This is a genomic window from Methylobacterium sp. GC_Met_3, from assembly GCF_026540775.1.
Lineage (GTDB): Bacteria > Pseudomonadota > Alphaproteobacteria > Rhizobiales > Beijerinckiaceae > Methylobacterium.
Genome location: NZ_JALNUL010000022.1, coordinates 39,439 through 52,015, shown reverse-complemented (window position 1 = coordinate 52,015; position 12,577 = coordinate 39,439). Strand labels below are relative to the sequence as shown.

At 67.7% G+C, this 12,577-nt stretch carries 7 protein-coding genes and 1 pseudogene; 5 read left to right on the top strand and 3 right to left on the bottom strand.

Annotation, left to right across the window (positions count from 1 at the left end; genetic code table 11):
* The first annotated feature begins 11 nt into the window (after positions 1-11).
* Entirely contained in the window at positions 12-746 is a 735-nt protein-coding gene (locus OXS27_RS21435) for a glutathione S-transferase family protein (protein WP_267358592.1), read from the top strand.
* A gap of 144 nt (positions 747-890) precedes the next feature.
* Here the strand turns inward: OXS27_RS21435 and OXS27_RS21430 are convergent, their stop codons facing one another.
* Entirely contained in the window at positions 891-1,973 is a 1,083-nt protein-coding gene (locus OXS27_RS21430) for a catalase family protein (protein ID WP_267358591.1), read from the bottom strand.
* 230 nt (positions 1,974-2,203) lie between these two features.
* Positions 2,204-4,294, bottom strand: coding sequence for an ATP-binding protein (locus tag OXS27_RS21425; RefSeq protein WP_267358590.1), 2,091 nt, complete (start codon positions 4,292-4,294; stop codon positions 2,204-2,206).
* A 273-nt stretch (positions 4,295-4,567) separates the two neighbouring features.
* Between OXS27_RS21425 and OXS27_RS21420 the strand changes: the two are divergent.
* A pseudogene (locus tag OXS27_RS21420) lies at positions 4,568-5,373 on the top strand (alpha/beta hydrolase).
* Complete coding sequence (locus OXS27_RS21415; RefSeq protein ID WP_267358589.1) at positions 5,366-7,366, top strand: PAS domain S-box protein; 2,001 nt, start codon at positions 5,366-5,368, stop codon at positions 7,364-7,366. Before OXS27_RS21420 ends, OXS27_RS21415 begins: the two are co-directional and overlap by 8 nt.
* Positions 7,367-7,487: 121 nt before the next feature.
* Here the strand turns inward: OXS27_RS21415 and OXS27_RS21410 are convergent, their stop codons facing one another.
* Positions 7,488-9,443: an AI-2E family transporter gene (locus OXS27_RS21410; protein ID WP_267358588.1), complete on the bottom strand. Its 1,956-nt coding sequence runs from the start codon at positions 9,441-9,443 to the stop codon at positions 7,488-7,490.
* Between the two features lie 241 nt (positions 9,444-9,684).
* Between OXS27_RS21410 and OXS27_RS21405 the strand changes: the two genes are divergently transcribed.
* Entirely contained in the window at positions 9,685-9,900 is a 216-nt protein-coding gene (locus OXS27_RS21405; RefSeq protein ID WP_267358587.1) for a type II toxin-antitoxin system ParD family antitoxin, read from the top strand.
* A 1-nt stretch (position 9,901) separates the two neighbouring features.
* A complete protein-coding gene (locus OXS27_RS21400; RefSeq protein WP_267358586.1) occupies positions 9,902-12,475 on the top strand; it encodes a PAS domain-containing protein in 2,574 nt (857 codons plus the stop codon).
* The last annotated feature ends 102 nt before the right edge of the window (positions 12,476-12,577 follow it).

The following is a 12,577-nucleotide window of genomic DNA, read 5'->3' as shown; positions in this document are numbered from 1 at the left end:
CCCCATCCGAGATGGCTGACGAGTGGCGGGAACTTGACCGTGCGGCCGAGGGCTTCCCCGGCTCAACCAATGGGTCCCGCGGGATATTTTCAGGAGCCGCTGCGATGACGAAGCTTTACTGGGGACCGCATACCTGCGCGATCGGCATCCACATCCTGCTGGAAGAGATCGGCAGACCCTACGAGGCCGAGGAGATCGACGTCGCGGGCGGCGCCACCCACGGGGACCCGTTCCGATCGATCAATCCCAAGGGCAAGGTACCGACGCTGGTGCGCGACGACGGCTCGGTACTCACCGAGTACGGCGCCATCGCCACGTGGCTTGCACGCACTAATCCGGACGCCAAGCTGCTGACGGACGATCCGGAGGCCGAGGCAAAAGGCCTCGAAATCATGGATTACGCCATCGGCACCCTCCACGCGCAGGCCTTCGGACGGATCTTCATGCCCGAGAAGTTCGAGCCGCCGGACATGCTTCATTCCAGCCTGGGCCTCGGCAAGACGGCTGTGAAGGGACAAGGTCGGGAAATGGTCCAAACCGCCCTGGGCATCCTTGCGAAGAACCTGGGCAATCGACCCTACGCGTCGGGGGAAACGCTCACGATCGCCGACACGGCGCTGTACTACGCCGAGCGCTGGGCCCCTCAGGTCGACATCACGCTTCCCGACAACCTTGCCGCGCATTTCTCACGTATGAACGCACGCCCTGCAGTGGGTCGCGTGCGCGCGATCTGGGGCGAGGCTTAAGGCGATCCGGCCCCAGCCTGTATGGCGGCGATCATCCTTTGGACCTTTGAATTGCTGCCATGTCTTCGAAAGGCTGACCGGACCAGGTCCGGTCAGCCTTTTCACTTCTTATGGTATCAGTCGGGGCGACCGTAACGTCGTTCGTCACGCCGGAATGCGGTCGATGCCGGCGGTATCCTCTTCCGCCACGCCGTTCTCGCGGTGGCGGAAGGCACTCAGCGCTTGGTAGACCTGCAGCCGCGCCCGCATCACCGAGCCGAGCGGTCGGTGCGCCGCGAGGCTGTGCGCGGGGCGGAACGTCATGACCTCGTCGAAGTAGCGCACCCGGTCCGGCGCGTAGGCATCCTGGCGCGGCAGGCGGAGCGTCGCCACCGTGCGGTACGGGCTGACCGAGACCGGCCAGTCGACCGAGGCGTCCTCGATGGGCTGCCTCTCGGCATCGGCCCAAAGCTGCGCCCTCAACTCGAATACCACCTCGTTCTCCCGGAAGAAGTCGATCGTGGCGTGCCGGAATCCGTCCTCGTCCTGGTGCGGATCGAGCCGCCATTCGGACAAGGCACGTTGGCTCTCGATCGCGGGGACCGCTCCGAGCTTGGCGACGTAGTCGCCGAACCTCACCGGCGCCTGGCTGAAGTAGCTGTCCGCCAACGGGTGGCTGTAGGGGTGCCCGAAGAAGTCTGCGAGCGCGCTCTCGGTGCCGAAGGCATGCAGCACCTTGTTGAGGTTGCGCATGGTGGATGACACCGCGCTCTTCACGCCCTCCGGCAGGCCCGTCGACTTGCCGATGACCGTGCCGTCCCGGAGGAAGCCGGCCGCCGTGCCGGACGGGAAGGTCGTGCCGGTCGCGAGCACGAAGTCCTGCGTGTCGACGGGATGGCCGGGGAGTTTCTCCCCGGGGACGTCGAAGACCTTGATCGACATGCCGCGATGGGTCGACACCCGGTCGCCCAGGATCTCGCCCGGGCCCTGCGCGAAGCGGACCGCAACGGGATGGGTACCAGGGCTGGCAAACAGACCTTGCGCCAGTTCCGGCGGTAGGTCTGCAGCGACCGTCAACTCACCTGTGACGCAAGCGGAGCTCTTGGCGTGGCTTGCGCGGACCGCATGGTGCTCGCGCTTCTCGACCGTCTCCGACTGCTGGGTCATACCCTTGACGATGCCGTCGATGGTCTCTTGTTCGTCCGGCGTAGGCCACGCGATGTCGGGGGCGTAGCGCAGGTAGGTCATGCTTATCCTTCGGTTGCCGCCTCGACTTCGACTGCAACGGTGCTGAGGTGAGAAGTTCCTCGACGCGGAGCAACGTCCGACGTATGCGCCCGAGCATCAGGGCGCCGGAATGGAAGCGCGGTCTGGAAGTACCCTTCTTGGAACAAACGCCGTAACCTTCGCTCGTTCCCTACCGATTTTTGACAGGCAATCGAGCGGCATTCCAGCACCTTCCTGGATAGTCCCTCGGCTCAACCTGCGAGGATGCGTCTCCGTCTGCGCCATACGGCCGCCTTACGCAGCACCAGGGAGAGCTGGTCGACCGCGTAGGGCTTGTGCAGGAGCTCAAAACCATAAGTGCCGTTCTGAGCGAGCACATGGCTGTAGCCCGAGGTCAGCACCACCGGCAGGTCACTATGCAGTCGCCGGATTTCCTGCCCGAGCGCGATCCCATCCATGCCGGGCATCACCACGTCCGAGAACACGACGTCGAAGCGGCCGGCATCCGTCGCGAGCTCGGCCAGGGCGGCCTCGGCGTCCTTCGCCCAGATCGAGCGGTACCCGAGGTCGGCCAGCGCCTGCGTCGCGAAGCTGCCGACGTCGAGGTTGTCCTCGACGACGAGCACGCAGGTGCCGTGGCCGTCGACGAGCGGCTCCGGTTCTGCGTCCACGATGCCTGCCCGGCTCATCCCGGCGACCCGCGGCAGGGACAGGGTGAAGGTGCTGCCCCGGCCGAGGGCGCTCTCGACCTTGATCTCGCCTCCTGACTGCTTAGCGAACCCGAACACTTGGCTGAGCCCGAGCCCCGTGCCGTGGCCGACGCCCTTGGTGGTGAAGAACGGCTCGAAGATCCGGTCCAGGTCGTCGGGCTCGATCCCACAGCCCGTGTCCGTCACCGATACGGTCACGACGTCCCCGGCGACCGATGCTTCGACGACGATCGTGAGCAGGCCATGGCCGGCCATCGCGTCGCGGGCGTTCACCGCCAGGTTGACCACGGCGGTGTCGAACTGGCTCGGGTCCGCCTCGACGAAGCAGGGCTCGCCGGGCACCCGCGTCACGATCTCGATGCGCACGCCAGTCAACGTACCGACCATGTCGGCGATGGCCGCGACGCTCTGACCGGCGTCGAACACCTCCGGCTTCAGGCTCTGCCGGCGCGCGAAGGCCAGGAGCTGGCCTGTCAGCTTGGTGGCGCGGGCGGCGGTGTCCGCGATGGCCTCGGCGTAACGCAGCCGCCGGTCCTCGGGCAGGTTGGGGCGGCGCAGGAGCTCGCTCGACGAACGGATCACCGTGAGCAGGTTGTTGAAGTCGTGCGCCACGCCGCCGGTCAGCTGTCCGATGGCCTCCATCTTCTGGGCTTGGCGTAAGGCGTCCTCGGCCTGGAGGCGCTCGCGGGTCGCCGCGTCGAGGGCGGCCGCACGCATCGCGAGGTCCCGTTCGAGTTCGGCCTTGGCCAGGGCAAGCACGGCGCTCCGGGACCGGCGCTCGCAGTCGAGCTCGTCCTGAATGCGGCCGTCGCGCAGGACCAGCAGGCCCAGGCACGCGACCGTCAGCGTGACGAGCAGCGCCATCGCCATGCCGGGGCCGACCTTCCCGGCGTCGGTGACGCGCAGAAGCACGGCTCCGGCGATGGGGATGAGCAGGGTGAAGCCGAGTTGACGCCGAGTCGAGCCACCACCCGATAGGTCGGAGGCGATCACGGCGCCCCAGCCCCTATCCGGGCGGGCGACCACGGCGGCGAGGCCGAGGACGAACAGTCCGGAGGCGGAATGGAGTGCGATGGTGTCGAAGGGATTGAGGGCGTAGAGGTCGCGCGTCCCGTAGGCGTAGCCGACGAGCGCCAGGCCGCCGATGCCGGCGCCGAGGACCGCGCAGGCGTTGCTCGGGTTTACGCCGCGGACGTCGCGCCGGCCGCCGAACTGGAGGCTGCCGGCCAGCAGCATGAGCCCGGTCGCCGTTGCCATTGAGGTCCGGCCCGCTAGGGTCGGATCATAGCCGAACAGGTGCGCGGCCAGCGGACGGTTGAGCACGTCTCCGCCGGCGAGGAGGTGGCTGCCAAGGAGGGTGAGCGCTCCGACAAGCACGATGGCACCGATGACGCGGGCGAGCCGGTGGCGACCGAGGCTCTCGGCGACGAGCGCCCAGCCCATCAGGCCGAAGCTGGCGGCGGTCATGACCGACATCGCCTGCAGGCCGGGGAGAAGGGTCGTCAGGAGCGGTCGGTGAAGGCCGTAGCCGAGGAGCACCGAGACGCCGAGGAGGATGCCTGCGGCGCCTGCGAGCCGGACGAACCCTGCCAGTCGGCGCGCGACGCCGCTTGGGATGGCTGGATCTGTCATGGCGGGCGGCAACGGCATCGTCACCTGGTCATCGCCACGTCTCCGGGTGCGAACGCCACTCCGCCGTGTTCGCGGGGGGCATGGCAAGGCATAGCACCCGCCCATCGGGAAACGCGACAGTATTCGGCATGGAACCGTCCTTCGTCGGTTCGTCGGGCCACCCGCATGCGAACGTGTCGTCGATGAGCGTCGTGCGAACCGCCGCATGGCTCCTGCAGCTTAGGTCTTTCGCAAGGTCGGGTGTAAGGACGCTGACCAAGTGGGAGCGTCGCATTGTCCGTCGTCCGGCGACACAACACTAAGCTGGGCGGAACCGGGACGGAGACGATGGTCTTCGCTCACGGTTTCGGGTGTGACCAGAACATGTGGCGCTTCGTGGCGCCGGCGTTCGAGGACCGCTACCGCACGATCCTGTTCGACCATATCGGTGCGGGTGGGTCCGATCTGTCCGCCTTCGATGCCGACAGGTACGCGTCGCTTGACGGCTATGCCGATGACGTGGTCGCGCTCTGCCGAGACCTCTCGGTAACCGGCGGCGTGTTCGTCGGGCATTCCGTCAGCGCGATGATCGGGGTGCTGGCCTCGAAGAAGGCTCCGGAGCTGTTCGACAGGCTCGTCCTGGTCTGCCCGTCGCCGCGCTATCTCGACGACGACGGCTACGTCGGCGGCTTCAGCGTCCCCCAGGTCGATGAGTTGCTCGATTTCCTGGACACGAACCACATGGGGTGGTCCCAAGCCATGGCCCCCGCGATCATGGGGAACGCCGACCGCCCCGAACTCGGCGAGGAACTGACCAACAGCTTCTGCCGGACCGACCCGGACATCGCGAAGCGCTTCGCCCGCACGACCTTCCTCGCCGATAATCGCGCCGACCTCGCGGGCGTGACTGCCCGCTGCCTCGTCATCCAAAGCACGGAGGACGTGATCGCGCCGCAGGAGGTCGGCGAGTACGTGCACCGCCATCTCACGAACAGCGGTACGCACTGCTCGATGCCACCGGCCATTGCCCGAACCTGAGTGCCCCGGAGGAGACCATCGCCGCCATCGAGGCATTCCTTCAAGGGCCCGCCGATGGCTGACGTTCCTGTCGCGCACGACGTCGACGACCTTGTGGACCTGTTCGAGAACGCGCCCTGCGGCTACGCCTCGGCCCTACCGAACGGCCGCCTGTCCAAGGTCAACAGCACCCTGGCGACGTGGCTCGGCCACCCGGCCGAGCAGATCGTCGGGCGCCGCTTCCTCGACCTGCTGAACATCGCCGGCAAGGTCTACTACGAGACCCATTTCGCCCCGATGCTTCGCATCCAGGGCTTCTTCAACGAGGTCGCCCTCGACTTGGTGCGCGCGGACGGAACGAAGCTGCCGGTCCTCGTCAACGCCGTGGCGCGCAAGGACGAGACGGGCGGCCTGCGCTTCATCCGCATCACCGTCTTCAACGCCTCGGACCGCCGCCGCTACGAGCATCGGATGCTGGAGGCGCGCCGGGACGCCGAGGCGGCGACCCTCGCCCTGCGGGATCTCAACCTGAACCTCGAAGCCCGGGTCGCCGACCGTGCGCGTGCCCTGGAGCGGGCCTGGCGGCTCTCGCCCGACCTGCTGGCGATCGCCGACGCGCAGGGGACCATCCTGGCGGTGAACGCGGCCTGGAAGGACCTGCTCGGCTGGGAGGCCTCCGACCTCGTCGGGCAGAGCTTCGTCGTGTTCACCCATCCCGACGACCTGGGGCCGACGCAGGCGGCGCTCGGCCGCATCATGACGGAGCCGTTGGTCGAGCCCTACGAGTATCGCCTCCGCCACGTGGACGGGACCTATCGCCGGTTCGCCTGGACGGGGGCCTTCGAGGACGGCCAGATCTACGCGACGGGCCGGCATACGACGGCGGAGTACGAGCAGGCCGCCGCCCTGGTCCGGGCCGAGGAGGCGTTGCGCCAGTCGCAAAAGCTGGAGGCCATCGGCCAGCTGACCGTCGGCGTGGCGCATGACTTCAACAACCTGCTGACCATCATCCGCTCGTCGGTCGACTTCCTGAGGCGGCCCGACCTGCCTGATGAGCGGCGGGCCCGCTACATGGATGCGGTCTCGGACACGGTCGACCGGGCCGCCAAGCTCACCGGGCAGCTCCTCGCCTTCGCCCGGCGCCAGACGCTGAAGCCGGAGACCTTCGACCTCGGCGAACGCCTTCGCGGCGTCGCCGACATGCTCGACACCGTAACCGGTGCGCGCATCCACGTGGTCACCGAGATCCCTGACGAGCCGTGCTTCGTCACCGCTGACGTGAGCCAGTTCGAGACCGCACTGATCAACATGGCGGTCAACGCCCGGGACGCAATGGATGGCGAGGGCACGCTGACGCTTCGCCTGGACCATACCGGCAACCTGCCGGCCATCCGCGGGCACGCCGCCGCGCCTGGCTGGTTCGCTTCCGTTTCCCTCGCCGACACCGGCACCGGGATCGCGCAGGATCAGGTCGCCCGCATCTTCGAGCCGTTCTTCACCACCAAGGAGGTCGGCAAGGGCACGGGGCTCGGGCTCTCCCAGGTTTTCGGCTTCGCCAAGCAGTCGGGCGGCGACGTCGAGGTCGAGAGCGAGCTGGGCCGGGGGACCACCTTCACGCTGTACCTGCCGAAGATCGTCGAGGGCGTCCCGGCGCAGCCGACGTCGCCTCGCGACGCGGAGGGCTTCCCGACCGGCGAGGGCCAGTGCGTGCTGATCGTCGAGGACAACGTCGAGGTCGGCCGGTTCGCCACCCAGATCCTGGAGGATATCGGCTACAGGACGACCTGGGCCGCCAACGCCGAGGAGGCGCTGGTGAAGCTTGGAGACGACGGCGCCGGCTTCGACGTGGTGTTCTCCGACGTGGTCATGCCCGGCATGGGTGGGATCGAGTTCGCCAAGATCCTGCAACGCCGGATGCCGAACCTGCCAGTCTTGTTGACCTCGGGTTACAGCCACGTCCTGGCCCAGGACGGGCTGCATGGCTTCGAACTGGTGCATAAGCCGTACTCGGCCGACCAGCTCGGACGCGTCCTCGGCAAGATCGGTCCGCAGGGCCGCCGGCGCGAGGACGGTTAGCGGTACCCAAAGCTGCCGGGCCACACCAAATCGGACACCTACCCTGCATGGACACGACGGATGGGCGACGAACGATAGATTCGACCATCGGTTCGATTGCGGTCGGCCTCGACGCCTCCACTCACGCCGCGGCCTTGGACGCACTGGTATCGTCTGCTGCCCCGAGGCAGGCCTCGACGGCATCGCGCAGGGACGACACGTAGACATCGGCGCCGACCTCGCGTCCGACTGCGGCGTCCGTGAGGACCTTCTCGCTCTCCGGCCAGAGGCCGACGAGGATCCGCACGTCTGGAGCCCGTCGGCGAAGCCGTTCCAGCAGGTAGCGCAGGTGCGCCGGGTTCCCGGTGATGTCGAGGTAGGAGATGCAGACCATGGCCACCCCCGCCACGTCCAGGTTGGCGATGCCGTCCCGCGAGACCTCCCCGTAGGTCACCACCCGCGCGCCGAGGCCGTGTTTGCGCAGCAACTGGCCCAGCATGGCCGAGGAAGCTTCGTCCAGAGGGCCGCGCCCCGCCACGCAGAGCACCGGCGTCTCGCCCCGCCACGCCTCGGGCAGGGCGTCCCGAGGCGCGGCCTGACCCGGAACCGCCTCGTTCCTCGGATGCGCCCGCTCGGCCAGCGTCGGGGTGTCGTTGGGGTTGACCGCCTTGGTATCGACCTTCGGCTCGACGTCGTCGTGGTCCTCGAAGTCCCTGACGAGCGAACGTGCCGACGCGCGGATGTTCTCAAGCTGCGTCGGGGTCACGACGCCCCGCGCGAAGTCGTTGGCCGCCAGTTGCAGGCCCTTGAGCGCGACCTCGTCGTAGTACGACGACAGCGAACGCTCCTTCAGCATCGCCTCGGCGAGGTCGCGCGCCTCGTCCGGGTCGCCGGCGAGCATGCGCTGGTAGAAGTTCTCCACCGGCGTCAGGGGCGGCCGGTCGCCGAGAAGGATGTCGAGGAACTCCAGGCTGTCGACGTGGCGGCCGAGCACGACAAGGCAGACGGTGAACGGAGTTGCCAGGATCAACCCGATGGGTCCCCATAGGAAGCCCCAGAACAGCGTCGAGACGATCACCGCGAACGGCGACAGCCCGGTGGAGTGCCCATAGAGCAAGGGCTCGATCACCTGCCCGAAGATCGGCTCCGCGACGAGGAAGAGTGCGGCGGTGGCGATGACCATGGACCAGCCCGGGTCGACGGCGGCGGCCAGGGCGACCGGGAAGACCCCCGAGATGAAGGCGCCGATGTAGGGCACGAATCGCATCAGCGCCGAGAACACCCCCCAAAGGATCGGGTTGGGCACGCCGATGAACCACAGTCCCACGCCGACGATGACGCCAAAGGCGGCGTTCATCCCGAGTTGGGCGAGGAAGTAGGTCCCGAGCCTACCGGCCGCGTCGTCCATGGCCACCGTGGTGCGATGCAGGTCGCTCGACCCGAACAGCCGGATCATGCGGTTGCGCAGGTCCTCCCGCTGCAGGAGCAGGAACACCACGACGACGAGGACGATGCCCACCGTGGTCAACGGCTCGAACACCGGCCCGAGCACCTTCTGCGCCAGCGCCAGGGGGGAGATCTCCGGGTCCTGCACGCGCACGAGTTGCGCCTTGGGCGTGTCGCCAGCGGGTCCGGTCGAGGCGCTCGTGCCGGTGGCGTCGGCCTTCTGGGTGGCGTCGTGGACCTCGTGGCTGAATTTGGAAATGACCCGGTTGGCCTCGCCGAGCCAGCCCTGCTGCAGGCCCGCGAACTTCTTCGAGACCGTGGCCTGGTATTGGGGAAGGTTGCCGGCGAGCCCGGCGACCTGAGTGCTGATGACCGCGCCGATGCCGCCGATCACACCCAGCGCCAGGATGACGGCCACGATCACCGATGGCACCCGCCCGAGCCTGATCCTCCGCAGGAGGTTGACGACCGGACCCAGGACGAAGCTGAGGAGGACCGCCAGCACCAAGGGGATGAACACCTCGCGCCCCAGGTAGAGGGCGACGATGAGAACCACGCCGACTGCCAGCGTCAGCAGTCCTCGCAAACCGGGAACGAGCGGAGGCGGCACCTGCGCGGGTGGGCGTGGTGCGGCGGTTTCCTCGGTCTGCATGCGCGGACGGAACTCCTGGACGCGGCGCCGCATCCCGGCACCCCGACCGTCAACGCGGACCGAAACGTTTCGACCCGCGTCCATGTTTCGGGATTCCGGTAGGCCGGCGACCCCAGTCCCGCCCGGCGGGCATCGGGGTGGGTTGAAGGCATGTCCACTTTTTTTCGAAACGGCGTAGAGCGAGGCCACCCCTATGCCGCAGGGACGGGTGTTAGAAAGGGAAACACCCTGAAGCGTGGGCGTGGTACTGGCCGCCATGCCAGCCAAGCACTCGCGTCACATCGCCTTGACGGGCCCCCTTGCCGACTGGGTCGACGCGCAGGTCGCCAAAGGCGAGTACACCTCCGTCAGCGACCTGATCCGCGCGGCCATCCGCGTCCTGCGCGACCAGGAGGAAAACCGCAGGAATGGTCCTACGGTCTCTCTGAAGAAGTCCATTCAGCAGGATCGCACCTGAGATGGACAACGGGGGTCTGAATTTCCTCGCAGGCGGCGGCGCCATGGGCGCCTTGATCCGCGGTCACGACTGGGCGTCCACGTCCCTCGGCCCGCCCGATACCTGGCCGCAGAGCCTGCGCTCGGCCGTTGCGCTGACGATCCGGACCCGCCAACCCGTCTACATGACCTGGGGGCCCGATCAGGTTTCGCTCTACAACGACGGCTACGTCCCCATCCTCGGCACCAAGCACCCCGCAGGGCTCGGGCAGCCCGCACAGGTGCTCTGGTCCGAGATATGGGACACGATGGGGCCCATAAACGCGGCGGTGCTCGCCGGTCAGTCGCAGCGGTTCGAGGACATGCCGTTCGCGCTGGCCGGGCGGGATCGCGCGCAAAGCTGGTTCAGCTTCTCCTACACGCCCCTCCTCGACGATGCGGGCGGGATCGCGGGAACCTTCTGCGTCGCCACGGAGACGACCGGTCAGAAGGAGGCCGAACGGGAACTGCAATCCAACGAGGCGCGCCACCGACGTCTCCTCCAGCAGATGCCGGGCTTCGTCGGGGTGCTCGTCGGTCCCGAACACGTCTACGAGTACGTCAACGACGCCTACGTGGAGATCTCCGGGCCGCGCGAGTTCGTCGGCCGGAGCGTGCGCGAGGTCTTCCCGGAACTCGTCGGACAGGGTTTCTACGAACTTCTCGACCAGGTCTACGCGACGGGCGAGCCGTTTTCCGCCCGGTCCATGCCGATCCGCCTCGTCGGCGAGGGCGAGGACCGGCACATCGACCTCCTGTACCAGCCCGTCCGGGACGATGGCGGCTCCGTGACCGGCATCTTCGTCGGTGGCTACGACGTCACCGAGCGCGTGCGCGCCCAAAGGTACAGCGACGTGCTGGCGGGTTTCACGGTCCGTATCGACGGCATGACCAATCCGGATGCCATCGCCTACGACGCCTGCGAGATCATCGGGAGCCTGCTGAAGGTCGCACGGGTCGGCTACGGGACCGTCGACCCCATCGCCGAGACGCTCCACGTGGAGCGGGATTGGAACGCTCCCGGCGTCGAGACCCTTGCCGGCGTCGTACCCCTCCGGGCCTACGGCTCGTTCGTCGATAGCCTGAAGCTGGGCGAGTTCATCGCCATCGACGACGTCGAGCGGGACGAGCGAACGGCAAGCGCGGCCGTCGCGCTGAGGGGTCTAAGCGTCTGGAGTTGCGTCAACGTCCCCGTGATCGAACAGGGCAGCCTGGTCGCGCTCCTTTACGTAAACCACTTTGCCGTCCGCGCATGGACGGCGGCGGACCTGGCGTTCATCCGCGAGGTCGCGTTCAGGGCCCGCGTCGCGGTCGAACGCTGCCGCAGCGAGAGGGCCCTTCGCGACCTGAACGCGGAACTCAGCGAGCGGATCGCGGACGCCCTCCGGGAGCAGGCCAGGACGGAGGAGGCCCTGCGTCAGTCGCAGAAGATGGAGGCTGTCGGGCAGCTCACGGGAGGGCTCGCGCACGACTTCAACAACCTGCTCGCTGGCATCTCCGGCAGCCTGGAGCTGATGCAGACCAGGATGAGCCAGGGGCGCTTTGCCGACGTCGACCGCTACATGGCGGCGGCCCAGGGTGCATCCCGGCGCGCGGCGGCCCTGACACACCGCCTGCTTGCCTTCTCCCGTCGCCAGACCCTCGACCCCAAGCCGACGAACGTGAACCGCCTGGTTGCCGGCATGGAGGAACTGATCCAACGCACGGTCGGGCCCTCGATCCACCTGGAGACCGTCGGCGCCGCCAGCCTGTGGCCGACGCTGGTCGATCCGTCCCAGCTTGAGAACGCGCTGCTCAACCTGTGCATCAACGCCCGCGACGCGATGCCGGATGGCGGGCGCATCACCGTCGAGACCGCCAACAAGTGGCTCGACCGGTGGTCCGCGACCAAGCACGACCTCCCGGAGGGGCAGTACCTCTCCCTGTGCGTCACCGACACCGGCACCGGCATACCGCCGGAGGTGATCGCCCGCGTGTTCGAGCCGTTCTTCACGACAAAGCCCATCGGTGAGGGCACGGGCCTCGGGCTATCGATGATCTACGGTTTCGCCCAGCAATCGGGCGGACAGGTGCGGATCTATTCGGAGGTCGGCGAGGGCACCACCGTCTGCCTCTACCTGCCACGTCACAACAGCGAGGGCGAGGTCGAGGAGGTATCGCGGAAGGGATCCGAGCTTCCCCGCTCGGAGCAGGGCGAAACCGTGCTGGTGGTCGACGACGAGCCGACCGTGCGGATGCTCGTCACCGACATCCTGGAGGAACTCGGCTACACCGCCATCGAGGCCGCTGACAGCATGGCCGGCTTGAAGGTACTCCAGTCGGACGTGCGCATCGACCTTCTGGTCACGGACGTGGGCCTGCCCGGCGGCATGAACGGGCGTCAGATGGCGGATGCCGGGCGCGAGACCCGCCCCGGCCTGAAGGTGCTGTTCATCACCGGCTACGCCGAAAACTCGGTCCTCGGGAACGGGCATCTCAAACCCGGGATGGCGGTGCTGACCAAACCCTTCGCCGTCGAAACGATGGCCGCACGCATCCGCGAGATCATTGCGTCGTAACCGACGCCGACCGGGGTCGTCCAAGTCCTGGCATGAACGTCCCTCGCGACGACGGTCCGCATTGCGGATCGTCCGAGATGCGCCGATATCCGATCCGCAGCC

What these genes read in the sequence shown, in the direction of transcription:
- OXS27_RS21415 (WP_267358589.1), top strand. Translation starts at nt 5,366, where the DNA reads ATGGCTGACGTTCCTGTCGCGCACGACGTCGACGACCTTGTGGACCTG.
- OXS27_RS21435 (WP_267358592.1), top strand. Translation starts at nt 12, where the DNA reads ATGGCTGACGAGTGGCGGGAACTTGACCGTGCGGCCGAGGGCTTCCCC.
- OXS27_RS21410 (WP_267358588.1), bottom strand. Translation starts at nt 9,443, where the DNA reads ATGCAGACCGAGGAAACCGCCGCACCACGCCCACCCGCGCAGGTGCCG.
- OXS27_RS21425 (WP_267358590.1), bottom strand. Translation starts at nt 4,294, where the DNA reads ATGACAGATCCAGCCATCCCAAGCGGCGTCGCGCGCCGACTGGCAGGG.
- OXS27_RS21400 (WP_267358586.1), top strand. Translation starts at nt 9,902, where the DNA reads ATGGACAACGGGGGTCTGAATTTCCTCGCAGGCGGCGGCGCCATGGGC.
- OXS27_RS21430 (WP_267358591.1), bottom strand. Translation starts at nt 1,973, where the DNA reads ATGACCTACCTGCGCTACGCCCCCGACATCGCGTGGCCTACGCCGGAC.